Annotated in this window: 21 protein-coding genes and 1 other annotated feature; of the genes, 18 read left to right on the forward strand and 3 right to left on the reverse strand. The window is 40.5% G+C overall.

What is annotated here, in order from left to right; translation table 11 throughout:
• The first annotated feature begins 36 nt into the window (after positions 1–36).
• The 14 genes from AR334_RS10040 to AR334_RS10105 all read left to right on the forward strand — a co-directional run bounded on the left by AR334_RS10040 (position 37) and on the right by AR334_RS10105 (position 16,792).
• Positions 37–498: a DUF523 domain-containing protein gene (locus AR334_RS10040; RefSeq protein WP_066309106.1), complete on the forward strand. Its 462-nt coding sequence runs from the start codon at positions 37–39 to the stop codon at positions 496–498.
• A 250-nt stretch (positions 499–748) separates the two neighbouring features.
• Complete coding sequence (locus tag AR334_RS10045) at positions 749–1,969, forward strand: MFS transporter (RefSeq protein ID WP_066309108.1); 1,221 nt, start codon at positions 749–751, stop codon at positions 1,967–1,969.
• 90 nt (positions 1,970–2,059) lie between these two features.
• Positions 2,060–2,331 (forward strand) — a binding site (T-box leader).
• A 60-nt stretch (positions 2,332–2,391) separates the two neighbouring features.
• The gene (metG, locus tag AR334_RS10050; protein ID WP_066309111.1) at positions 2,392–4,032 is read left to right on the forward strand and encodes a methionine--tRNA ligase; all 1,641 of its coding nucleotides are present in this window, start codon (positions 2,392–2,394) and stop codon (positions 4,030–4,032) included.
• 90 nt (positions 4,033–4,122) lie between these two features.
• Complete coding sequence (locus AR334_RS10055) at positions 4,123–4,521, forward strand: MerR family transcriptional regulator (protein ID WP_066309112.1); 399 nt, start codon at positions 4,123–4,125, stop codon at positions 4,519–4,521.
• Positions 4,511–5,470 (forward strand): DMT family transporter, encoded by a 960-nt coding sequence (locus AR334_RS10060; RefSeq protein ID WP_066309121.1) that lies wholly within the window; start codon positions 4,511–4,513, stop codon positions 5,468–5,470. Before AR334_RS10055 ends, AR334_RS10060 begins: the two co-directional genes overlap by 11 nt.
• A 115-nt stretch (positions 5,471–5,585) precedes the next feature.
• Positions 5,586–6,059 carry a cupin domain-containing protein gene (locus tag AR334_RS10065; RefSeq protein ID WP_066309129.1) on the forward strand — a complete coding sequence of 158 codons (474 nt, stop codon included), beginning with the start codon at positions 5,586–5,588 and terminating at the stop codon, positions 6,057–6,059.
• A 395-nt stretch (positions 6,060–6,454) separates the two neighbouring features.
• A complete protein-coding gene (locus tag AR334_RS10070; protein WP_066309137.1) occupies positions 6,455–7,894 on the forward strand; it encodes an RNA-guided endonuclease TnpB family protein in 1,440 nt (479 codons plus the stop codon).
• 289 nt (positions 7,895–8,183) lie between these two features.
• A complete protein-coding gene (locus tag AR334_RS10075) occupies positions 8,184–9,701 on the forward strand; it encodes a long-chain fatty acid--CoA ligase (RefSeq protein WP_066309151.1) in 1,518 nt (505 codons plus the stop codon).
• 148 nt (positions 9,702–9,849) lie between these two features.
• Entirely contained in the window at positions 9,850–10,743 is an 894-nt protein-coding gene (locus tag AR334_RS10080; RefSeq protein WP_066309156.1) for a R2-like ligand-binding oxidase, read from the forward strand.
• A gap of 29 nt (positions 10,744–10,772) precedes the next feature.
• Positions 10,773–12,296: an aldehyde dehydrogenase gene (locus AR334_RS10085; protein ID WP_066309162.1), complete on the forward strand. Its 1,524-nt coding sequence runs from the start codon at positions 10,773–10,775 to the stop codon at positions 12,294–12,296.
• A gap of 19 nt (positions 12,297–12,315) precedes the next feature.
• Positions 12,316–13,524, forward strand: coding sequence for an iron-containing alcohol dehydrogenase (locus AR334_RS10090; protein WP_066309435.1), 1,209 nt, complete (start codon positions 12,316–12,318; stop codon positions 13,522–13,524).
• Positions 13,525–13,641: 117 nt separating this feature from the next.
• Complete coding sequence (gene eis, locus AR334_RS10095; protein WP_066309166.1) at positions 13,642–14,895, forward strand: enhanced intracellular survival protein Eis; 1,254 nt, start codon at positions 13,642–13,644, stop codon at positions 14,893–14,895.
• Between the two features lie 12 nt (positions 14,896–14,907).
• Positions 14,908–15,768 (forward strand): GNAT family N-acetyltransferase, encoded by an 861-nt coding sequence (locus AR334_RS10100; protein WP_066309168.1) that lies wholly within the window; start codon positions 14,908–14,910, stop codon positions 15,766–15,768.
• Positions 15,769–15,856: 88 nt separating this feature from the next.
• A complete protein-coding gene (locus tag AR334_RS10105; protein WP_066309170.1) occupies positions 15,857–16,792 on the forward strand; it encodes a manganese-dependent inorganic pyrophosphatase in 936 nt (311 codons plus the stop codon).
• Positions 16,793–16,837: 45 nt separating this feature from the next.
• Here the strand turns inward: AR334_RS10105 and AR334_RS10110 are convergent, their stop codons facing one another.
• Positions 16,838–17,416 (reverse strand): hypothetical protein, encoded by a 579-nt coding sequence (locus AR334_RS10110; protein WP_066309173.1) that lies wholly within the window; start codon positions 17,414–17,416, stop codon positions 16,838–16,840.
• A 169-nt stretch (positions 17,417–17,585) separates the two neighbouring features.
• Between AR334_RS10110 and AR334_RS10115 the strand changes: the two genes are divergently transcribed.
• The 4 genes from AR334_RS10115 to AR334_RS10130 all read left to right on the forward strand — a co-directional run bounded on the left by AR334_RS10115 (position 17,586) and on the right by AR334_RS10130 (position 22,004).
• Entirely contained in the window at positions 17,586–19,619 is a 2,034-nt protein-coding gene (locus AR334_RS10115; RefSeq protein WP_082692877.1) for a YhgE/Pip domain-containing protein, read from the forward strand.
• 504 nt (positions 19,620–20,123) lie between these two features.
• Positions 20,124–20,507: a hypothetical protein gene (locus tag AR334_RS10120; protein WP_066309178.1), complete on the forward strand. Its 384-nt coding sequence runs from the start codon at positions 20,124–20,126 to the stop codon at positions 20,505–20,507.
• A gap of 122 nt (positions 20,508–20,629) precedes the next feature.
• Complete coding sequence (locus AR334_RS10125) at positions 20,630–20,947, forward strand: hypothetical protein (protein WP_066309180.1); 318 nt, start codon at positions 20,630–20,632, stop codon at positions 20,945–20,947.
• A 10-nt stretch (positions 20,948–20,957) separates the two neighbouring features.
• Complete coding sequence (locus AR334_RS10130; protein WP_156431232.1) at positions 20,958–22,004, forward strand: hypothetical protein; 1,047 nt, start codon at positions 20,958–20,960, stop codon at positions 22,002–22,004.
• 50 nt (positions 22,005–22,054) lie between these two features.
• Here the strand turns inward: AR334_RS10130 and AR334_RS10135 are convergent, their stop codons facing one another.
• Together AR334_RS10135 and AR334_RS10140 are read right to left on the reverse strand one after the other, a co-directional pair.
• On the reverse strand, positions 22,055–22,492 hold the full coding sequence (locus AR334_RS10135; protein WP_066309185.1) for a GNAT family N-acetyltransferase: 438 nt from the start codon (positions 22,490–22,492) through the stop codon (positions 22,055–22,057).
• 26 nt (positions 22,493–22,518) lie between these two features.
• Positions 22,519–23,880 (reverse strand): hypothetical protein, encoded by a 1,362-nt coding sequence (locus tag AR334_RS10140; RefSeq protein ID WP_066309186.1) that lies wholly within the window; start codon positions 23,878–23,880, stop codon positions 22,519–22,521.
• Between the last annotated feature and the right edge of the window lie 6 nt (positions 23,881–23,886).

A 23,886-nucleotide genomic window follows, 5' to 3' on the forward strand; every position in this document is an offset into this window, starting at 1 on the left:
TATTGTATGAGATTTATCCTTAAGGGGGTCAGACTTTTGATAGTAGTGAGTTCTTGCTTAGCGGGGTTGCTGGTAAGATATGACGGTGGGCACTGTTTAAGAAATGAAATAACGAAACTTGTAGAGGAAGGGAAAGCCATTACGGTATGCCCTGAAGTGCTTGGCGGATTATCAACACCTAGAGAACCTGCTGAAATTATCGGTGGCAACGGAGAAGATGTACTCGATGGAAAGGCTAAAGTCGTTAATCAATTAGGGAAAGATGTTACGGATTTTTTCATAAAAGGCGCTTATGCTGCACTCGAAAAAGCTTTAGAAATAAATGCCACGATAGTCGTTCTTAAGGAAAATAGCCCATCTTGCGGCAGTTTAAGAATCTATAATGGCAAATTCGATGGTGAAAAAATTGAGGGTATGGGTGTTACTGCTGCTTTATTACGAAGAAATGGTATAAAGGTAATTTCAGATGTACAATTTGCTGAAACTCTCCTTAGTTAAAGAGAATGTTTCTCTGCAAATCCTTTTTGACAACTAATTTTAAGAGAATGTACTTGAAGTAGATGGGCGTTAATACAATAAGGTATAAATGAAGAGCCAAAAAATATGAAATAAGTGCGTATTGTTTATAAAAATTTTTAATCAGTCTACATCCCCCAGACTGATCTGTTATTCAAAGGAGTATGTGGCAATGCACAGTCCAATTTAAGATCTCCCCTCGATTCACATTTTATAAAAATTGGGGGATAACATGAAATACAATCGGAACTTTTCGTTATTGCTTTGCGGTCAGTCTCTCGCCGATATTGGCGATATCTTATATATCGTGAGTGTAATCAGTACGATTTTTGCATTAACTGCTTCGGCAACGTCTGCTTCCTTTGTTCCCTTTACGATCACTACATCGATGTTTATTTCTAGCCTGTTGACACCGCTTTTAATTGGAAGGGTCAATTTGACGTGGTTATTGGCTGGGTCCCAAATGGGAAAAACGGTTTTGCTTTTCATTCTGGGATTTATGTTAATGGGAATAACGGCATCGAACTACTATTTTATTTTTCTCATGATCGGCTTGATTGCCTTTCTTGACGGATGTGCCAATCCCATTCGACAGACATTGATTCCGCATTATGTGGAACCTGAACGTTTACTAAAAGCAAATGGCATTGCTGAAATGGTTGCTCAAATCATCCAGGCCGTGATGTGGTTTGTAGGCAGCTTGTTTTTAGTTATTGTAAGTGCACAGCAGCTTGTTTGGATTGTTGGCGGTTTATTTATTATTTCGAGTGTGTTGTTATGTCTGTTAGAAAACGTCACTCACCAACCATCTGCGTCAAAAGGAAAGGTAGAACAGATAAAGGAAGGCTGGAAAACCTTATCTGAAACCCCGGTTTTAAGAAAGATTGCTTGGATCGACGTTTTCGAAACGATTGCCGGAACGGTATGGATCGCAGCGATTCTCTATGTGTTTGTCAATGTTGCCTTGCATGTGGATGAAAAATGGTGGGGATATATTAACGGTGCATTCTTCATAGGATTGATTTTTGGAAGCATTTATTGCGTTAAATACTCTGCTGTGATTGAAGAAAAGTTGGGTGTGTTTATTTTCGTTGGTTCGTCGGCAAGCTGTATGATCACAATTCTGTTCGGACTCAATAATATTCCAATCGTTGCTCTGTTTTTATCACTGTGTGTAGGCTTGTTTGGGCAGTTGAAAAATATTCCGCAGCAAACCGTCATCCAAACCAGTGTCCCAAAAGAACAACTGTCAACTGTCTATACCTCGTTAGGCGCGATTGGATCAGGGATCTTTGGCGTTGGTTCGCTTGTGATGGGGATATTGGCAGATTTGATGGGAATACGAATGGTTTTTGTTATTTCCGGGTTATTACTGGCCATTGTAAGCGCAGTTATTTATCGCAACAGGGCATTGTTTGTCAGGAATGTGATGGAACAACAAAAGGGAATGTAGGGTTTTGTTGCTGCAAAATCGTTTATTATTTCTAGTAATATTCTTATTGACTTCTGTAAAATTATTTACTAGACTATTGATAATTATCAAAAAAAGGCAATGAAGAGAAAAAGTAAGATGATGTTGTTTTTCACCAGAGAGCTTCGGTAGCTGAGAAGAAGCAAAAACATGCATTTGAACAATGGTCTCTGAGCTTCGTACTGAACGTACTTTTGTATAAGTAGGATACGACGGGATTTGGCACTCGTTATCAATGTCACAGTATAAGAGTAGTTTGTCTACTCCGTACTTGTTGAGGCAAATGGTGTGAGCTATTTGCAAATTAAGGTGGTACCGCGCGGAATTCAAACCTCGTCCTTAACTATTACAGTTAAGGCGAGGTTTTTTTGTTTTTTCATTTAAATTTTTGGAGGTAATCATTTATGAGTATTTTTATTGGTGGGGCATGGGCCTATGCGAACGGCTCCTTGCATTTAGGTCATATTTCAAGTTTGTTGCCTGGGGATATTCTGGCGAGATATTACCGGTTAAAGGGAGAAAAGGTGTTGTATGTTTCAGGAAGCGATTGTAATGGAACACCGATTACAGTGAGGGCAAAACAAGAAGGGGTTTCCCCAAAAGTGATTGCAGACTGTTACCACAAAGAATTCGTGGATTGTTTTTCAAGATTAGGATTTTCATACGATACTTATACAAGGACCGACACGGACCATCATCATAAAATTGTTCAAGAGATCTTTTTAGAATTACTGGAAAAAGGGCTGATTTACAAAAAGGAAATTGAACAAACCTATTGTGAACATTGCCAGCAGTTTTTGCCTGACCGTTATGTGGAAGGAATTTGCCCAGTTTGCAAGGAAGGTTCTCGTGGCGACCAATGCGACCATTGTTCTACCATATTGGAGCCGCTTGATCTACTCGAAAGAAAATGCAAACTTTGCGGTCATGAACCTACTGCGAGATTTACGGAGCACTTTTATTTTTCACTAAGCTCGTTTCAACAAGTTTTGGAGAATTATACTCGGGAAGCAGCGGACAAGAATTTATGGAGAGAAAATGCGATTTCCCTCACGAAACGCTACTTAAAAGAAGGGCTCCAGGATCGAGCGGTTTCAAGGGATTTGCCGATAGGGGTCAGTGTTCCCGTTGCTGGATATGAGGATAAAAAAATTTACGTTTGGATTGAGGCTGTTTCAGGCTACTATACAGCAAGCAAACTATGGGCGAAGGAAACAAATAGCGATGATTCACACTTTTGGAGCTCTTCTACTGAATCGTATTATGTTCACGGTAAAGATAATATCCCATTCCATTCGATTATTTGGCCTGGAATTCTTGCAGGTCTTGGAAAGGCGCCCTTGCCGACTCATATCGTTTCAAATGAGTATTTGACGTTGGAAAAGAAGAAATTATCGACAAGCAAGAATTGGGCCGTTTGGGTTCCAGATATTTTGGAAAGGTACGACCCGGACTCGATTCGCTATTTCTTAACCATCAACGCTCCAGAGAACCGAGATGCTGATTTTTCATGGAAGGAATTCATCTACAGCCATAATAGTGAGTTATTAGGGGCTTACGGAAACTTCGTCAATCGGACTTTAAAATTTATTGAAAAGTCATTTGGTGGTGTTATTCCTGAAAAAGACATCACGCCAACTATTCAAGATAAAGTAAATCGCCTGTATGATGAGGTTGGCCATTGCATAGAATCCACTGCCTTCAAGCAAGGACTGGAAAAAGTATTCGAATTGGTTAGATTTTGCAACAAATTCTTTGACGAACAACAACCTTGGAAACAAATTAAGGATGATCACGAGTCTTGCGAACAGACTCTGGCAGATTGTGTTTACCTTATTGCGAATATAGCACAAGTCCTGACTCCATTCCTTCCTTTTTCAAGCAGTAAAGTGAAGGAAATGATCAATATAACAGAAACAGAATGGAGGGCGTTTGTTGTTCCATCGCAGCGTTTGGCAAAGGTAGAACCATTGTTTGAACGGATCGACCCAGTAAGGATAGAAGAAGAGCTTGAAAGATTAAAAAACCAATCGTGTTGTCCATAAGCGGAAAATGTAAGTTTTTTAAATTATATACATATTTCCCCTTGACTTAGAGTTAACTCTAAGTTGTAGCATGGTAACAGAGGTGATGTTATGTACAGTATTTCAGAAGTATCAAAGGAAACGGGATTTTCTCCTCATACCTTACGTTACTACGAAAAAATCGGTTTATTGTCTAATCTGGCCAGACATAATGGCAAACGAACATACACGGAAGGAGATGTTCGTTTGCTTCGGTTTATGAAAGTCCTGAAAAATACGGGAATGTCTTTAGAGGATATTCAAGAATTTTTGCTGGACGGATGTATTTTGGAAAGTGAGGATTCGCAGCAAGTAAGAAGCACAAAGGTACAAAAAAGAATTCACATTTTGCAAAAGCATTTACTAACTTTACAGCAACAAAGGGAAGAAATTGAAAATGTTATTAAACTGACAGAAGAAAAATTATTCATTTATCAAGAAATGATCGAGGGGGACAAAGATGAAGGATAAAGTGTATGCCATGTTACTTGGGTTTGCCGTCTTTACTGGTGCTACTTTCAATCTTACAAAATTCTCCCTCCATTATTTCTCTGCAGCAAGTGCAGCAGGGTGGAGGTTTGGTATCGCTGCCGTTTTGATGGTTCTCATTATTGGCATACAAAAGAAAGTAAGATGGGACATCGTTAAAAAATATGCTGGAATGTATACCGTATTAGGGATCATAGGTGTTTTTGGCTTTAATTCATTATTCTTTCTAGGGATGAAATATACCTCTCCTTTAAATGGAGCATTAATTATGGCTACGAATCCTTTACTCACTACCATTTTAGCTTATTTTATCGTAAAAACACGGATTGCTATTAGGCAGATAATAGGAATTATTTTTGCATTCGTAGGTGTAATATTGGTATTAACTCAAGGTTCATTTGAAGTTCTTACTTCTCTTTCCATATCCTTTGGAGACTGTCTTATCTTATTAGGAAATGTATGTTGGGCATTATACGGGGTATTAGGCAGAAAGTATTTAAGTCAAAGTTCTTCTATGGAAACAACCACCTATACCATGATTGTCGGAGCCATTTGTCTTGTTGTATTGTCCCTATTTTTACCGAGTCCACAGCCTCTGTCAGAAGTTACGATCCCAGCTTGGGGAGCCATATTATTCATGGCGGTCTTCACCAGTGTCCTAGGTTATTTGTGGTGGAATAAAGGGTTAGAAACGATTGGAGCAGCTAATACCTCGCTTTTCTTTAACTTAGTTCCTGTTGTAACAATGATAATCTCCATCATTACCGGAACGGCTGTAACCATTTCTCAAATAGTAGGAACAATTCTGGTGATCTTAGGGGTGCTAACTTCGACGGGTTTTTTGAAGTTAAAAAAAGGTCAAATGGCTCCGTCACAGGATGTAAGGGGAAAGAATCTAATCTCACAAAATCAAATGAAGAATACGTTGTGAGTGACCATTATTCTTTAATCCTTTCAAAAAATAGTAAATTTGTCGCAGAAATCTTGTTCGATTTTTAGGTAATGTTTCATACAATTAATTAAAAATATCGAGCAGGAGGCTACGAATGATTACGGCAAATTTAAACTCATTGCAATTTTTAGAAGGATGGTTTGAAAACGATCCAGCGACAAGACAAAGGACCGCATTTCCGCTCTATAAAAGCACTGGCACAACGAGTCTTTCCGTTGTTTATTTCGAGATCGAATCTGGAAACAATCTCGGCACACATTCAGATAGTGCTGAAGAAATCATACTGGTGTTGGAGGGAAAAGCGGAAGCAACTGTCAATGATGAAATAGGGCAATTAACCAAGGGTGAAATGGCTGTTATTCCTAAAATGGTTCCACACAATATCCGAAACATTGGGTCCGAAACCTTAAAAGTGGTCGGCTTTTTTTCAAGTCCATACGTGGCATCTACATTTGTCGAGCCACTAATGCCCATTAATCAAAATGTTGTTGGCACTCCGCCTATTGAAAGTGAGAAGCCAATGAGTTGGAATGAAATCTTCGGTAAAATTACGGGTCAATTAGAATAGTTATCACGGATATTTTTAAAACTACAGTGCAGTTTCAAGAAGAATAAATAAAAAAGAGCTGAATGGCTCTTTTTTTTACTTTCCTTGCGACCGTTGATTTTCCCCGTAAAGCCTGTTTAAGTGCTCTAAATGTGTTAGCCCCCATTTATGCATTGACTCGAGGAGAGGCATTAATCCTTTTCTGTATTCAGTGATGGTATATTTCACTTTTAGGTATGAATATGTGCATTGAATAATTTGTGTATTAGGAAATGAGCGCTCTTTTATGAAAAATGCGAAACTAACACCCGTTACTTCAGTGACGTGATACAGTTTCGCTTTTTTTGTAAAAAAATAGGTATCATTAGACGTAAGAACGTATGTTTGGTACAATATAATTAATGGGGTGACAAAAATTGGAGAATGAGTACAGGACCTATCAAATAATCATCAAAAAAGGGCACAAGCTCTACCCTTATTTTGCTAATCTATGTTCAAATGGAAAAAATCTATACAATACTACTAATTTCTATATCCGCCAAGTATACACGGCTTTAAAACAAGAAAAAGAATGGCAACCACTTCAACAAGAAGTAATGGCAACCATTTCTAATAACATTGATAAAATGAACGAAAACCAAAGGAAATGTTGGGAAAAGAAAATGAAAAAGGAGATGGCAAAACCTGAGGAGGAAAGGAAAGAAATCAAATTAAATTTGTTTGACCTCCCAACAAAAGAACATTCGTTTCTTGGTTATAACTTTCTTGATTGCCTTTTTAAAACCATGAAACAACAAGATTACTGTTCATTACCAGGTCAAATTAACCAGCAAGTGATTAGGAATGTCATACAAAACTGGCAGAGTTTTTTCGAAAGCTTACAGGATTATAAATTGAATCCTGAAAAGTATAAAGGGAGACCCAAAATACCGCGATATTTAGCAAAAGATGGACAAAAGGAAATTACCCTTTCTAATCAAATATGCAAAATGGTCGATGGGAAATACCTCAGGTTCCCTAAAACAAAATCCCGCATGAATACTGGGAAGCTAGCTAGTAATAATGGTAAATTACAACAAGTGAGAGTTGTACCTAAGTATGGACAATATGTGGTTGAAATCATCTACTTATTAGGAGAAAAGAAAGAAATAAATGCCAAGCTGGAGAGTTGCATGGGCATTGATTTGGGCTTAAATAACATCGCAACCATTGTCACGAACACAGGCATAACGCCTGTTCTGTTTAATGGTGGAAGAATCAAATCTATTAATCAATGGTACAACAAGCTGCGTGCCTACTATTACGCAGTTCTTCGGAATGGAAAGAATACAAATATAGGGGCTTATTACTCAAAAAGATTACTAAAATTAGATAGTAAAAGAAATAACCAAATCAAAGACTTATTCCATAAAATCAGTTGTAACATCATTAAAATGGCAAAGGAGAACGAAATAGATACCATCATTATAGGCAAAAATGCTGGATGGAAGCAGGAAGTAAACTTAGGAAAGAGAAATAATCAAAATTTTGTTCAAGTCCCACATTCAATATTAATTAAACTTCTTATGTATAAGGCTCACGCTGAGGGCATTTCCGTGATGATCACCGAAGAAAGCTACACATCAAAGGCCAGTTTTCTAGATGAAGACTTCATTCCGACCTATAAAGTGGGGGATGAACAACATGTCTTCAGTGGGAAACGAATCTACCGCGGGTTATATCGTTCTCAAAATCATATTTTGATTCATGCAGATGTAAATGCTGCATGTAATATTGTAAGAAAAGTAGTGCCGAAGGCTTTTGCCAACGGTATAGCGGCTGTGTGTTCCCAGCCACATGTGGTCAATGTGCATTAGCACCAACCCAGAAACCCGTGATTTCAATCGCGGGAGGTTCATTGATAGGTTCATAGTCTACTAAAACTACCGAGAAATTTGTCTAACGATAAATATTGTATATTTAGAAAATTTTGTATATATTAAAACTTGGTTACATACCAACTAGTTAGTACGAAAGGAGTGTTTCTACTTCTCTTTTGTAAAAACTACCAAGAAAATGATAGCGTTTTCAAAATAATTTTGTTTGGATTCTCTTTGATCTATACTGTCATGAATGCAATAAAAATCTTAAAGAGGAGAGGATTTAGTGAAGCTTAAGGACCTGCTTGAAAATAATATCGCTGAATTTGGCGAGTATCCGTTTTTATTTTTCAAAGAGCGGACCCTCACAAATGTCGAAACAAAAAACTTCGCCGACCAATTTGCCAACGGCCTAAGAAGACTGGGAATTAAAAAGGGCGACCGCGTCATGGTTTGTCTGCCCAACTGTCCGGAAGTCCTGATTGCTTACCAGGCGATCACTCGGGCAGGGGCTATCATTGTTCCAGTCATGTTCATGCTCCATCCAAAGGAACTTCATTATATTGCCCTTAATTCCGGGGCAAAAGTAGTTATTACCTCCTCCTATGTTCTTCAAAATGTTGAAAAATCGCTGGAAGGATTGCCGACGCGACCCGTAGCGATTGTAGTTGACCGTCCAAGCGATGATCGGACGAGGAACTTCTATGATGTTATGGGCAAGGAAGACGATACCGTACCCGATGATGTCACACCGGAAGACACTGCCGTGATTCTCTACACCTCAGGAACTACCGGGAATCCAAAAGGGGTTTTGTTAACCCATAAAAATTTATATTCCAATGCGGATAATTCGGCAAAGCATAACGAGACCGAACGTGGCACCACTCTCGGTGTGCTACCGCTTGCTCATGTATATGGGTTAACAGTCTCCAATGTATCATTTTTGACAGGCGGTTCCATTGTCGTATTTTCCTCGTTTGATGTAAAAGAGGTGCTGGCCGCCATTGAAAAATACAAGGTTAAATCATTTTCTGCCGTTCCGGCCATGATATACGCACTCGTATCGTACCCGCAAGCGGACCAATATAACACAACTAGCCTTGAATCGGTGGGTTCCGGCTCTGCTCCGCTTCCTGTCGCCTTGCTCCATGCCTTCGAGAAAAAGTTTGGCGCCAAGGTGTATGAAGGCTACGGTTTGTCTGAAGCTGCACCGGTTGTGACCGCACACAGAAAGGGCCTTGAAATTAAACCGGGGTCAGTCGGGATTCCAATTCCCGGGGTTGAAGTTAAAATCGTCGATGATAACGGTGTCGAGGTTCCCCGCGGGGAGGTGGGCGAGTTAATTGTCCGTGGCGATAACGTCACACCGGGCTATTTTCAGAACTTGGAGGAATCACAGCGAGTGTTAAGGGATGGATGGTTATTCACCGGCGATATGGCCCGCCAGGATGATGAGGATTATGTTTACATTGTCGACCGTAAGAAGGATTTAATTATCCGTGGCGGCTTTAACCTTTATCCTAGAGATGTCGAGGAAATTTTGAATGCTCATGCCGGGGTGGCCGAGGCAGCCGTGATTGGGATCCCCGATGAGCGAATGGGTGAGGAAATGGTGGCCTGTGTCGTGAAGAAGCAAGATGGCCAAGTAACCGAGGAAGAGCTGATCCGTTATTGTCAGGAACATCTCTCAAAACGTAAAACCCCTCGGCATATTGTGTTTATGGAGGCGCTGCCACGAAACGGTGTCGGGAAAATTCTGAAGACACATCTTAGGAAAACAGCGGCGGATATTGGGATTCGTTAGCACGCTTGTATTGGTGTTGATTACTCTCGGATAAGATTGTTTATCTCTCGGATAAGTTTCCTTTACTCTCGGATAATGGGTAAGTACTCTCGGAAGTGTCATGTTAGCATTTTTTTCATAAAAGATGTATTTGAGGGGAGATTTTGTCATGGAAAAAAGAACGATTTTGACAACCAGCACAAGGGGATTATTGGAGGATTCCTTCCCGTATCGCTTGTACCAAAAAGCCAAGCGGGTGGGGACGTGGAACCCGGCGGATATTGATTTTTCGAAGGATGCCGAGGATTGGAAGATGATGACCGCGGAACAGCGAGAGGATATCCTAAGACTTCTGTCTCTGTTCCAGGCTGGTGAAGAAGCGGTTACTTTAGACTTGCTGCCATTGATGATGGCGATTGCCAAAGAGGGCCGGCTTGAGGAGGAAATGTTCTTAACGACCTTCTTGTTCGAGGAAGCGAAGCATACCGAATTTTTCCGTAGGGTGTTAAATGCGCTTGGCGAAACAGGGGACCTGTCCCATTTCCATTCCAATACTTATAAAAAAATATTTTATGAGATTCTTCCGACAGCAATGGAACGTCTGGTGACTGACCAGTCCCCTGAAGCCATTGCCGAGGCATCGGTGGTGTACAACATGTTTGTCGAAGGAGTATTGGCTGAAACGGGATATTTCTCCTTCTATAATTCGTTGGAGGCAGCTGGTATTATGCCGGGGCTTATGGAGGGGATTGGTCATTTAAAGCGGGATGAGTCAAGGCATATCGGCTATGGCACATTCCTACTGCAGCGACTGATTTGTGAACATCCCCATCTCTATGAATTTATTGCGGCAAAGATGGGAGAACTGGCTCCATTGTCGATTCAGCTCAACCAAGATGGGATCCAAGGTAAGGAAGTTAGTTCCTTTGGCGGAAATCCAGATGATGTGATGAATTTTACGATGAAGCAGCTGGCCGTAAGAATGGACGTATTGGCACGAGCCCGCGGCAAGAAAATCGAAGAGATTTATAAAGTGACAGAAAGCGAGATTGGGGTTCTTTAATTTTACTATATTAAAAGGAGGATTCAATCATGACTGTAAATGTTGAGGTGCAAACATTTCCCCACTTTATTAATGGCCAGTGGGTCCCATCAGCCAGCAATGAAACATTCGATGTATTCAACCCGGCGACTGGGGAGTTGGTGGCAAAGGTAGCCAAAGGTACCGTTGAAGACGTTAATCGAGCCGTTCAAGCCGCCCGCGACGCGTTTGATCAGGGTGACTGGAAAAACATGAACCCGAAAGAGCGAGCCAAAGTCCTGAATGCGATTGCCTATAAAATCGCCGAAAATGGTCAGGAATTGGCCTATCTCGAAGCTATCAGCTCCGGTGGCACTGTCCGCCGCATCGGTGGCAGCGATATCCTGCAAATGGTTGACCTGTTCCAAACGATGGCGAAATTCCTGGTCGAATATCCGTTTTCAGAACCGCTTCCAGTACCGCCATTCCCGGGCCCGGCACAAAACTTTATCTGGCGGGAGCCAATTGGGGTTTGTGCCGCTATTACACCATGGAACTATCCGATGGTAATCGGCTGCTGGAAAATTGCCCCGGCATTAGCAATGGGGAATACGATTGTCATCAAGCCGGCAACCAATACACCGCTGTCAACATTAAAGCTAGCCGAGATTATTTCCGAAGTGGTGCCGCCAGGGGTCATCAACGTCGTTGCCGGTCCGGGGTCGGAGGTAGGCGAAGCGCTCGTCAGCCATCCGAACGTCGACAAGGTCGCTTTTACGGGTTCCACTGAAGTTGGCAGGAGAATTATGGGCCTTGCTGCCGGCACGATTAAAAACACAACGCTCGAGCTGGGTGGGAAATCACCTAACATCATCCTCGAGGATGCCGACCTAAACCTCGCGCTGCCGGGAAGTTTATTCGGAGTATTCCTCCACTCCGGACAGTTCTGCGAATCCGGCACTCGGCTGTTTGTTCCGGACAAATTATATGATCAGGTCGTTGAAGGTCTTGTCGCATTAGCAAGCAAATTGAAACTAGGCAATCCGCTTGACCCGACAACTGATATGGGACCAGTCATCTCAAAAAAGCAAAAAGAAACCATCCTTTCCTATATTGAAACCGGGCTTAAAGAAGGAGCCACGCTTGCCTGCGGCGGCAAGGAAGTGAAGGTTCCTGGCTGCGAAGAAGGTCATTTCATTGAGCCAACTATCTTCACAAATGTCACCAATGATATGAAAATTGCCCAAGAAGAAATTTTCGGTCCAGTTTTGGCTGTTATTCGTTACTCTGATGTGGACGAAGCGATTAAAATGGCGAATGATACGATTTATGGACTGGCTGCCGGTGTTTGGACCCGTGATGTCAATAAGGCATACGAAGTCGCGCGGAAGCTGCAGGCTGGCGTCGTTTGGATTAATGACTGGCATATGCTACGTAATGATGCCCCGTTTGGTGGATATAAGCAAAGCGGCATCGGACGGGAGATGGGCAAGCATTCACTTGATGCCTATACCCAGGTGAAGCATGTTCATACATCGATGACTTCGGAAATAGAAAGACGCCCTTGGTACGGACTCTTATTTGGCCAAAATTAAGGAAGAGGTGAAGATGGAAATGAAAACAACATTATCCCAGTTCGGTTTACGCACGGCAATTAATAGCGGGTCCAACGCGCGGGCCATGGTTCCGAGCCTGTTTGCCGGTTTTGGTGCTAAGCGTGTTCTGCTTTTAAGTGATAGAGGCTTGGAGAAAGCAGGGGTTGTTGAAAAAGTCGCCTCGATTTTTAACCTGACCGGTCATGGCAGCGGTCCTGAATTAGTTGGGATGTATCTTGATATTAAGCAGGATGCAGAAAGCAGCTGCGTCAATGAAGCGGTTCAGTATGCTAAGGAAGTTGGGGCCGACAGCCTTCTGGCCGTAGGCGGTGGTAGTGTGCTGGATACCGTCAAGGGAGTCAAATATGCGCTCCACAAGGGATTGACCGATATTAAAGAAGCAATTCCCGGCGGCTTTGTGTATGAATCGTTCCCGCAAGCTAGCCATATCCCGATTCCGCATATTGCGATCCCGACTACTGCGGGTACAGGATCGGAGGTCTCGCCAATTGCCGTTATATATAATGAAGAAATTCAAATGAAAACAAATATCATCAATCCCTTCCTTGCCGCGGATATCGCGATTTTGGATCCGGACTTAACAGTTGGCCTGCCGCCAAGAATCACAGCGTTTACCGGTTTTGACGCCCTGACACATGCAATTGAGGCGCTCGCTTCACCGACAGCCACTGGCTTGACGGACGCCTATGCGTTGCATGCGATACGCTTGATTGAGAAGAATTTGCCGGTGGCCGTAGCCGATGGCGGAAACCTTGCAGCACGGATGGATCTGCTACAGGCAAGCTTAATGGGTATTACAGCATTCAGCTTCGCGTTAAACGCGATTCCGGTTCATAACATGGCCCATGCCTACGGTGCGATGTTCCGCATCCCACATGGTTTGGCGAACGCCGTTTTCCTGCCGGTTGTGATGGAGCTTGTCCCGCAGCTATATCTGCCGCGAGTATTTGAATTAGCACAAGCCCTTGACGTGGATGTGAAAGACGATACGGCAGAAACTGCTTTGGCAAAAGTGGTCGATACAGTCCGTCTCCTCCAGCATAAGGTCGGCCTCCCGGCTGATTTCCAGGAATTCAATATCAGCGAGGAAGCATTATTGGCAACCATTCCGGCAGTCATGAAAGACCCGGCCGCATTGAATTTCCCAATGCCGCCTGAATTGATTGCGGCAATTGGCCAAAGAGTAGTGCCGGTTAGAGTAAAATAGCATTTTTCAAAAACCCATTATGGTAAAAATCATAATGGGTTTTATAATTGAAAAGCGTGGAAATTTTTGGTTTAATTAAATAGACTGATAAGTCTATTTAGAGGGGTGAATCGAACGATGAGCGAACTGAGAAAATTAACCGAGTCAGAATTACCGGATTTTATTGAAATTGTCTTAAATGCGTTTCCAGGTACAAGCTCACCTTCACAAGAAGTGCGGGACAGGATGCTTCACCAGTTTAACGAAATCCAAACCGATGATGAGTCCCGAGAGTTATTTGGGCTGTTTCGCGATAACAAACTGATTGCCGGGATGCGAATCTACTATTATCATATGAATCTTTTTTCCAAGATGATCTCTGTCGGCGGCGTCGGGCTGGTGGCTGTTGACCTGCTTCATAAAAAAGAAAAGGCGGCCAAGGAATTAATCGAAGGGTTCCTCGACATGTTTTTGGAAAAAGGCGTCAATATGGTGCTGCTCTATCCGTTCCGACCTGATTTTTATAAAAAAATGGGCTTTGGATATGGTCCCAAAATGCATCAATATCAGATCAGCCCTGACAGCTTTCCGAAGGGACCAAGTAAGGCCAACCTAAGATATTTGACGGCTGAGGACAAGGAAAAAGTCAGGGAATGCTATAACCGTTATGCCGAAGCCACCCATGGAATGTTTTTAAAAACACAACCGGAATTGGAGGCGATGTTCAAAAATCCATCCAATCGATTCATCGGCTTTGAGGCCAATCATGAGTTAAAAGGGTATCTATTATTTTCTTTTGAAAAAAGGAGTACAACCAACTTTGCTCACTATGATTTGCTAATTAAAGAACTGATCGCCGAGACGCCGGAAGCGTTAATGGAGATCAGCACCTTCCTCCATAGCCAGGCGGACCAGGTTCATCAAGTAGTCTGGAATACACAGGAGGAGAATGCCCATTTCTTGATAAATGACCCGCGCAATGGCAGCCATAATCTGATTCCGAGTGTTTACCATGAATCTAGCCTTTCCGGTGTCGGGTTGATGTATCGGGTGATTAACACAAAAGGCATTTTTGAAGATTTACAGGATCATTCGTTTAACGCAGTGAGTCTAACGATGAAATTGTCGATTGAAGATACGTTCCTGGCGCAAAACAATCAGGAGCTTGTGTTGCACTTTATTGAGGGTATGGTGGAACTCAACGATTCAGAGGAATATGAAGTGGAAGTTTCCCTTGATGTGTCTGACTTTTCTTCCTTGCTGATGGGCGTTGTCAGTTTTAAAGAATTGTATCAGTTTGGCAGGGCGAAGCTTTCAGACCTTGCTTATTTGAATACAGTTAACCGGCTTTTTTTAACGTTTGATAAACCGAGATGTATTTCTGCTTTTTAGGGGGTAGCCGAGATGGATATTATTTTTAAGACATTAACAGATTGTAAAATTGAAGACATTATTACCGCCTGGAACCGCGGCTTTGAAGGGTATTTCGTCAAGATTGAAATGACGCCGGATTCATTTTTTCAGCGGATTGTCAATGAAGGGTTGTCAATGGGTTTATCTATAGTGGGCTTTGTTGGAGAAAAACCAGTAGCGATTGTTGTCAATGGCATAAGAATGATAGACGGAAAAAAGACCGCGTGGAACGGCGGCACTGGAGTGGTGACGGAATACCGCGGCAAAGGAGTTTCAAGGCGGTTAATGGAGGAGACCCTCAAGGTTTACCAGCAAGAAGGAGTCGAAGTAGCCACTCTCGAAGCGATAAAAGAGAACGAACGAGCCATCAGGCTTTATGAGAAATACGGCTACGAAATTGTTGACAGTGTCGTTTTCGCGAACGGGAAGTGGGAGGCAGACAAATCAGAAACATCTTCCATGAAAGTTAAATCGATCCGACCGGAACAACTGTCATTGCACTCCTTCTATAAAGAGAATGTCCCATGGCAGTGCCAGTGGCAAAGTGTGAAAGCAGGGGAGGCACAAGTTTTTTACGACAGTAACGACCAGCCTCTAGGATATTGCTTGTTCAGGAGAGTATGGAACGGCCAGGGTGAACTTGAGAGAGTCATCATCTATCAGCTTGAGTTTCTTCGGGAGGTTACTAGCCCTTTGATGAATGGAGTTTTGGCAAGCATATCCGATAGCGCAACAAAGCAGGTAGGAATTATGACAGTCAACAACTCGGCGACGGATCAGGCCATTCAATTTTTATTGGAGAATGGGTATCAAATTGCAACAGAACAGGTACTAATGGTAAAAAAATTTTGAAACCCATGCCGTATTAATATATAATTTCCGATAGGGGAATTCTATATTGGATTGCCTTACATCATTTAATACTGTTAGGAGAAGTAACATGGAAAAAGTACTGATATTCGGCCATAAGAATCCGGACACAGATTCGATTTGTTCGGCTCTTGCTTATGCAGATTTGAAAAAACAGCTAGGGATGGATGTTGAACCGGTCCGCCTCGGCCAAATTAATAGTGAAACCCAATACGCACTGACAACTTTTAATGCTGAAGCACCTCGTTTAGTTGAAAAGGTGGCATCAGAAGTAAATTCAGTGATCCTTGTTGACCACAATGAGCGCCAGCAAAGTGCAGAGGATATTACCGATGTTCGTGTGTTAGAGGTTATTGACCATCACCGCATCGCTAATTTTGAAACAAGCGATCCATTGTACTATCGCTGTGAGCCTGTCGGCTGTACGGCGACAATTTTAAATAAAATGTACAAAGAAAATGGCAAGGTGATCAAAAAGGAAATTGCCGGCCTTATGTTATCGGCGATTATTTCTGATTCCTTGCTGTTCAAATCGCCAACTTGCACCGCAGAAGACGTGGCTGCTGCCCGCGAGCTTGCTGAAATTGCCGGCGTTGTTGCGGAAACTTATGGCCTTGAAATGTTAAAAGCCGGAGCGGATGTAAGAGACAAATCGGTCGAAGACCTGCTTACTCTTGATGCCAAAGGCTTTGAAATGGGTTCAAGCAAGGTTGAAATTGCCCAGGTGAATGTTGTTGACACTGCTGATGTTTTGGCACGTCAAGCAGAACTGGAAGAAGCCATTTCCAAAAAAATCGAAGACAAGAACTTGGATTTATTCTTGTTCGTTGTCACTGATATTTTAACGAATGACTCTGTCGGATTGGCGTTAGGCAGCAAAACTGCCGCAGTTGAGAAAGCTTATAATGTGACACTTTCCAACAATACCGCAACACTTAAGGGCGTTGTTTCCCGTAAGAAGCAAATCGTCCCTGTTTTAACAGACGTTTTCAATAAAGGTGTTTAATAAAAAACCGTTCATGCCTGCAAGTGGCCTGAACGGTTTTTAACTTTAATCCATCTTTTGTTGATTTTCTTCCTTCTTTTGGTTCATTAGAAAAAATGTCAACGGCTTGTCGGTACCTGTCATCAGCTTATAGACGTAGGAAGAGGTGACCCGGTAGCCTTCCTCAATTTTTCCGGCTAAATAGTTAGTCCGCTCAAAGAGAATCGAACGGATATGATTTAATTGGTGGGTTATTTTATCCACCAATGCTTCCTGTGTATCCAAACGAGTCAAAACTTCTGTTTGCCTCTCTTCTTGTTCCTCAAGTTTCTCAGCTACCTTCAGTTGCAACTCTTCCTGTTCGCTGATTTTGACCGCGGTTTCCTTCTGCAGTTCCAATTGCTCATTCACTTGCTGTAAAACCAGTTGGTTGGTCATTTCATTTTTCTCCAACCGATTTGCCATCTCCTCAATCGATTGGCTTAATTGCTTTACCTTCTCCATTAATTCCTGCTTGTTAAGGGATTCGTCCTTCATAAATTCAGTCAAAAAATCTCGTCTCGAATACGCCTGGTTCGGTTCATTAAGCACTTGATTATTTTTAAATACGTCCGGATGTTTGCTGTTATTGATAAATAGCCCCATACCTCACTCCTCCTGAGTTTTTTACTATTTTATGCGAGCTTCCCGACAGTGGGGACACGTTTGGGCTTGGCATCAAAGGAGTTTTGCCAGAGAGTGTTTAAATGGGATAAAAACCCTCTAATTTCCAACAATAAAATGAGTAAGCTTCAGATTGGGGTTGTTCTTGTAAATGAGGAAAATATGGAGCATTTATACAAACGATTGGAAAAATATCTTTAGTGTCCCTACAGTTGCACTGTTGGTGGCCGGTCTGATGCTGCTTCCGTCGGCCTATGCGTGGTTTAACATTAAATCCATGTGGGATCCTTATGGAAATACCTCGGGTATAAAAGTGGCCGTAGCATCTGATGATCAGGGTGCTATTGTTCATTTAACCAACAACAAAATGAATGTTGGAAAGGAAACAATAAAAAGTTTAAAAAAGAACCGTAAGTTAGGCTGGGTATTTGTCAGCAGTGATGAAGCAATTCGTGGTGTCAAACACGGAGATTATTATGCGTATCTCATCATCCCAAAGGATTTTTCCAAAAGAATTATTAGTATTTTAGAAGAGAATCCAACAAAAGCGGAAATTGAGTATGGCGTAAATGAAAAAATCAATGCGGTTGCTCCTAAAATTGCTGCCTCTGGCGCTTCAGGGGTAACCGCCCAAATTAGTGAAGCTTTTACCAGAACGGTCGGTGAGGCGATTTTTTCAGCCTTTTATAAGGCAGGGGTTGAACTGGAAAAAGATATGCCTTCGATTCTCTCAGTGGAAAACCAAATTTTTGAATTGGAAAAAGCCCTGCCGCAAATCGAAGAAATGGGGAGAAAAGCGATTGAATTAGAAGGGAAACTTCCTGAAATTCATGAGAAAGGGCAGCAAATCATCGCATTGGAAGACAGAATCCCCGAAATTGATCAGGCCGGAGCCAGTATCCTTAAGATTGAATCAAGCCTGCCAACGATCAAAACTGCTGGTGATAAAATACTTGCCCTCCAGGAAAAGGCGACAGAAATCCAAAGTACCACAGCTATCACCAATGAGGTAGTGTTGAATTTGACAGCAATAGAAACACAAGTAAAACAAGCAATCGATAGTGTGAATACAGCGAACCAACAGGACCCATCAGCTAATCAGGAGCAATTAAATGGATTATATAATGAACTAGTCAAAATTCACGGAACCATTCAAGATACGCGGGCACGCTTGCAGCAAAACGTAGATATGGTAATAGGGGGGATTAACACAGCAGCTGATTTTGTAAACAATGGCCTTCCGGAGATAGAGCAAAGAATACATAAAGCAGCCGAGTTTGTCCGGAATGACTTGCCCGGACTGGAGGCCAACATTCGAAAAGCTGCTGATCTGATTCGGACTAAGCTTCCACAAGTGGAGCAAGCCATCCACAGAGCAGCGGACTTTGCCAGAAATGATTTGCCTGGTTTTGAAACTAAAGTTAGGACAGCTGCAGACCGGCTTAGAAAGCTAAAAAATAGTGTAAATATTTTCGAATTAATTCAGTATTTAAAACATGACCCAGAAAAGGAAAGCAGTTTCCTGGCCAGTCCAGTCAGTTTAAAAACAAAACGGATTTTTCCGATTCCAAATTACGGTTCGGCGATGTCGCCTTTTTATACAATGCTGGCCTTATGGGTAGGCGGAACGATGCTGGTTGCCTCGCTAAGGGTAGATGTGGAGGACCCGGAAAATCAATATCGGGAATATCAAATTTATTTTGGAAGGTTATTAACCTTCCTGACCATCGGCATCATTCAAGCAGCAATCGTTTCTTTGGGGGATTTGTATTTACTCCATACCTATGTGGTGGATAAACTTTGGTTCGTTTTGTTAAGCCTATTTATTAGCATCGTTTTTATGATTATCATTTATACGCTTTGTTCGGTTTTTGGTAGCATCGGAAAAGGCATGGCAATTATACTTTTGGTCTTGCAGATTTCCAGTTCAGGAGCAACTTTCCCGGTGAGCTTGACTTCGCCTTTTTTTCAAAAATTATACCCGTTCATGCCGTTCAGCTATGCCGTCAGCATGCTTCGGGAAACAGTAGGAGGGATGATAAAGGAGAACATCATAAGGGATGCTTTATTTCTTCTGGCTTTTATCGGAGTTAGCTTCCTTATCGCGCTTGTTTTTAAAAAGCCTTTAAGCGAGCGGGTTAAACGGACTGCAGAGAGTGCCAAATCCACTAAAATGGTTCCATGATTTCACATGAGGGGACGAATTTATAATTTTTCGATTGCAAAAACCAGGTTCGAGCTTCCTGGTTTTTTGTAATCCTTCAAAGAATGTGAGAATCGTTCATAAAACCTGAGAAACTTTCACTATTCTTGAGAAAGAGTGTCTTACAAACCTTGATAAATTAACCTCACTATTCACAAAATGTGAAAAAGGCTTTTTTCAGTAAAAATGACGTTAAACGGCAAACATAAAAAATCCTATATCATTAATTGTGCAAGTTTTTTATTCACACTACTTGCGAAAACAAGAAACTTATTCAAAGAATTTGCGAAAATAATAGAAGTCAGGTTTAGGAAAATCCAACTTAGACAAACTGCAAAACATTATTCACCAAAAATAAAATCATCTATTTATACCATATCATCTGATTCATTTGGTTGAAAGATTCCCGTCAAAAATTTATCAAAGCAATCATAACGAATGGTATCTGATTCTTTTTTTGATTGAACTTGGTTAGGAGTTGGACCAATGATAACGGAAAATACACTAAAAACAATGCAATCTGTTTATGGATTAATTTATGAAATTGAAAATTTACTTCGGCAATATGTTAAACGAAGAATGACCGAATCTTACGGAGTAAATTGGTTTCACGCTGCCCCAAGAATCGTGCTTAAACGTCCCCCATCTAAAACATTTGACTGTCTACATTTCTATAAATACGAAAGCCATTATTTGCGTACCTATTCAAAAGCTTTTGAAGCGCTACCAGATGAGTTTTATAGGCAATTGCGATTATTTTATCCCTTAAGAAATAAAATCGCACATTGCCAGGATTTGAATGAATTAGAACTAAAAGAAATATACTCTGCTCATTCGTTTATTGTTAATTCTTTAAAAAACGCAATTTGAAATTTATCATTTTCTTTCCTGTTCTAATAATTTATTTCTGCTTTAACCACCTAAATTCGACAAAGTTTTCCACTCATTTGTGCTATGTATAAACAATAAGGCGAAAAATTGGAGGGATTTTTATGTCTGCAGAACAGGATTTCCATAAGGCAATGGTTGATATTTATAATCTTGCTTTAAAACATTGCCATTATAGGGCAACAAGGTTCTTGCAAATGGTAGCGAACGAGGGAGGACTGAAAACGGCAAAGAAATTATTAAAAGAGAATAAGATAAGTGATGGATTTATGAATTTGCTACAAAACAATAGGCTGGATTTAACTGTTGAGGCACTTGTAATAAAGGTTGAGTTTAAACACCTTTTTACAGATACAGAAATTGAAGAGGCAACGCAAAGATTAAAAAATTACGGTTATGAACCTGATAAAATCATTGGATAAGGTGATGAACTTGGACAAAATATTATACTTTCCAACCATAACAATACCCAAGACCCCGTGGCTATTTAAATCATTATTGTATTGGGATACAGTCGAAACAATAACTCCTAAACCTTTTTTTAGAAATCCCGATTTATTTGAAGGGGATTATATGCGCGAACTTCTTCAAACGGGGTTAGTGGAACAGATTTCGCCAATGCTTTATACATATGATATACCTGACTTCAAAGAAAATTTCTTAAATTATGTTGATAATGCATATGCAGACAAAAAAGAAAATTATAAAAGAAAAGATGGTAATTTGGTACATGTATCGAAGATACACCTGGAGAAAATGCATGAAATCGGAAATTCGTTAGTGGAAAGAGAATTGGCTTTTTATCGGGATGGCTGGTATTACATACATCAATCAATTGCAAATGATTTTATGTTTTATTTGGCAACGGTAATTGGCAAAGTGAAGGGTAGCCAGCCCATGACTGACAGAATGGCAAGTATTAAGACAAGAATAACAGTGGATACGGAATCCCAGGGAAGATTTATTAATCGGAATGGATTGAGAAAAATAATACTTAATAATGTTTTTCCTACTCCAATGGAAATTACCAAATTTGGTGACCTCTATGATTTTAAATCAAAACATGAAAAACAGCTTAAAGATTTTCGTAAATACATTGAACGGGAATTATTAAATATTGATTCTGCTCCAAAAGATATGCATGATGAAAGGCTGCAATTCCTTATTAATGAGATTGAAGAAGAAAAGTGTTCTATTGCAGAAAAAATGAGGGATAAATGGAAAGTCTTTGATTATATTACTTTTGGTTCGCTTTCAGCGAGTGCTTTCGGTTTTGCAAATGCAATACAGAATTCTGGTGAAATCGGTATTACTAGTGGAACACTTTCGCTTGCAGTGGCGGTCTTGAATACAATAAAAAACACGAATAAATACCAAAAGGATATATTAAGCGCTCCTTTGGCTTATGCCTATTTAACGGAGCGAAAATGGGCGCAAAAAAGCGAAAGAGATGAACAATTCATGGAAGCGATTCAATAATTTAAAAATGTTAAATGGATAAAAAAGCTTGGTCATTATTGACCAAGCTTTTATTCATCTTCCTTTTTCTCTTCCCATTGTTGTCTTAAATATTCCCAATACTCGGGGTCGTCGCCTTCTTCGAAATCATCATCTTCGTAAATAAAGTAAGGATTAAAAACCCATTCTTTTTTTAATATGCCTTTTCGAATACTGGAATTGACTAATGCTGCTCCTTCCGTCGACAAATGTCTAGTATCATAATCATTATCTTTTCCATCCATCTTGCTGGCAGTAGAAGCGTACACTTCTCCAAATTCTTCAACCGCTAAACGAATCATTTCAGTGCCAATCCCTCTTTTTTGATATTCCTTTTTAACAGCAATATTATTTATCCATTTTCGCCCATTCGAATCTTCATAAAATTCGAATTCAGCAACTTTTATGTCATCGAGAAAAGCAAAACCTTCCTCATCCGTAATTTTGAATTTGACCTTTTTAATATCCATCGTTTTCTCCTTTTATTCAGAAAAAGCTATTCAACCTTAATACTATGCCTGATAAATAGCCTTTCAAAAAAATCTTTTATCATTTGTATGTTCGTTTCCGCATTCACTAACTCAAAACCGCCAAAGCGGTATACTTCATATCCATTAAGTCTTAATTCTCTATCAGCACTTACCATTTCCGAATATTTCTTCGGGCTTGATATATCCCCATCTGAGTAATGTTGTTTGCCGTCAACTTCTAAAACAACTCGCTGTTTATTAGGGAGTAATAAAAGAAAATCCATTCTTTGCCTAGGTAAAACAATTGAATTTTTTCTTTGTTTTATCGTGTAAGGGTCATAATGTAAATAAACTTGCGGAATCAGTGCAGGGAAATTTTCTTTTAATTCGTTCTTGAAAAACTTGTAATAATTAAAGAAAAGGGTTTTTTCAGGCTCAGAATCTAATGAACTAGCTAATCGCTTATAAAGGGTTTGTTCAATCTCTATATCTGTTATTAACACATTTTTTTTACCCGCCCACCATTTTACTAGGTCATTCCATAATAAACCTGTACTTGGAATAGGTAGGTCATATACAAGGCAGTTTTTTTCGTTTTTTACTATTTTAATATCGTTATTAATGGAATCGATAATAACAATCTCTGGTTTGGCTCCAACTGCAGCAAAAATAATGTTTTTAGCTATCCCCTGAACCCCACCCTGAACATTGTTTATTTTAAAAACTGGGTAACCTGAAATGCTATCCGTTTGTACAATTTGAAACCCATCCCTAACTAAATGGTAATTAATTAGTTTGATATAATCTGTTTGTTCATCATGTTGACGGACGGATGGGTGTACCACTTGTTCCAGAAAATGAATAAAGGTTTCATCCGGAACAGCAAAGATTTTTAGGCAATTTTCGAATAAATCATTATCATCCCAATCTGGATTATTAATTACATGTTGAGAAATATCTCCCAATGCATTTCTAAATCTAGCATCAGTTGATGGCATATTTTCTAAATCCCAAATACGTTTTAGGAATTCTATTAATTCAGATTTCCCATGAATGTTGCCTCTCAAATATAGGTCATCCATAATATTTTTCCTGGTTATTTCACTTATCGCATAAAGACCAGTTGGGTCTATTCTTTGCACAATTTTTACTAAGTCAATTGCTGAGGAACCGTAATCCTTAATTATCTTCTTAGCTAGTTCTATTAAAAATCCTTTGTCTTTGCTTTTAAGTCTTCTTTGTACATAAACTCTTTTACTAGAATTTGCTTCCGCTTCATCTCCACTTTCCAAGCCGTATCTTACACAAACATGAGGTAAATCATATGATTTTTCTTCTTCTTTAAGGATTGATGATATTCCATCAATTAATTCATTTATACTCTTCATCCTTAT

The organism is Bacillus sp. FJAT-29814 (assembly GCF_001510715.1).
GTDB lineage: Bacteria > Bacillota > Bacilli > Bacillales > Cytobacillaceae > Neobacillus.

Coding starts and splice junctions, on each gene's coding strand:
- AR334_RS10045 (WP_066309108.1), top strand. CDS start 749: ATGAAATACAATCGGAACTTTTCGTTATTGCTTTGCGGTCAGTCTCTC.
- metG (WP_066309111.1), top strand. CDS start 2,392: ATGAGTATTTTTATTGGTGGGGCATGGGCCTATGCGAACGGCTCCTTG.
- AR334_RS10055 (WP_066309112.1), top strand. CDS start 4,123: ATGTACAGTATTTCAGAAGTATCAAAGGAAACGGGATTTTCTCCTCAT.
- AR334_RS10060 (WP_066309121.1), top strand. CDS start 4,511: ATGAAGGATAAAGTGTATGCCATGTTACTTGGGTTTGCCGTCTTTACT.
- AR334_RS10065 (WP_066309129.1), top strand. CDS start 5,586: ATGATTACGGCAAATTTAAACTCATTGCAATTTTTAGAAGGATGGTTT.
- AR334_RS10080 (WP_066309156.1), top strand. CDS start 9,850: ATGGAAAAAAGAACGATTTTGACAACCAGCACAAGGGGATTATTGGAG.
- AR334_RS10085 (WP_066309162.1), top strand. CDS start 10,773: ATGACTGTAAATGTTGAGGTGCAAACATTTCCCCACTTTATTAATGGC.
- AR334_RS10090 (WP_066309435.1), top strand. CDS start 12,316: ATGAAAACAACATTATCCCAGTTCGGTTTACGCACGGCAATTAATAGC.
- eis (WP_066309166.1), top strand. CDS start 13,642: ATGAGCGAACTGAGAAAATTAACCGAGTCAGAATTACCGGATTTTATT.
- AR334_RS10100 (WP_066309168.1), top strand. CDS start 14,908: ATGGATATTATTTTTAAGACATTAACAGATTGTAAAATTGAAGACATT.
- AR334_RS10105 (WP_066309170.1), top strand. CDS start 15,857: ATGGAAAAAGTACTGATATTCGGCCATAAGAATCCGGACACAGATTCG.
- AR334_RS10110 (WP_066309173.1), bottom strand. CDS start 17,416: ATGGGGCTATTTATCAATAACAGCAAACATCCGGACGTATTTAAAAAT.
- AR334_RS10115 (WP_082692877.1), top strand. CDS start 17,586: ATGAGGAAAATATGGAGCATTTATACAAACGATTGGAAAAATATCTTT.
- AR334_RS10120 (WP_066309178.1), top strand. CDS start 20,124: ATGATAACGGAAAATACACTAAAAACAATGCAATCTGTTTATGGATTA.
- AR334_RS10125 (WP_066309180.1), top strand. CDS start 20,630: ATGTCTGCAGAACAGGATTTCCATAAGGCAATGGTTGATATTTATAAT.
- AR334_RS10135 (WP_066309185.1), bottom strand. CDS start 22,492: ATGGATATTAAAAAGGTCAAATTCAAAATTACGGATGAGGAAGGTTTT.
- AR334_RS10140 (WP_066309186.1), bottom strand. CDS start 23,880: ATGAAGAGTATAAATGAATTAATTGATGGAATATCATCAATCCTTAAA.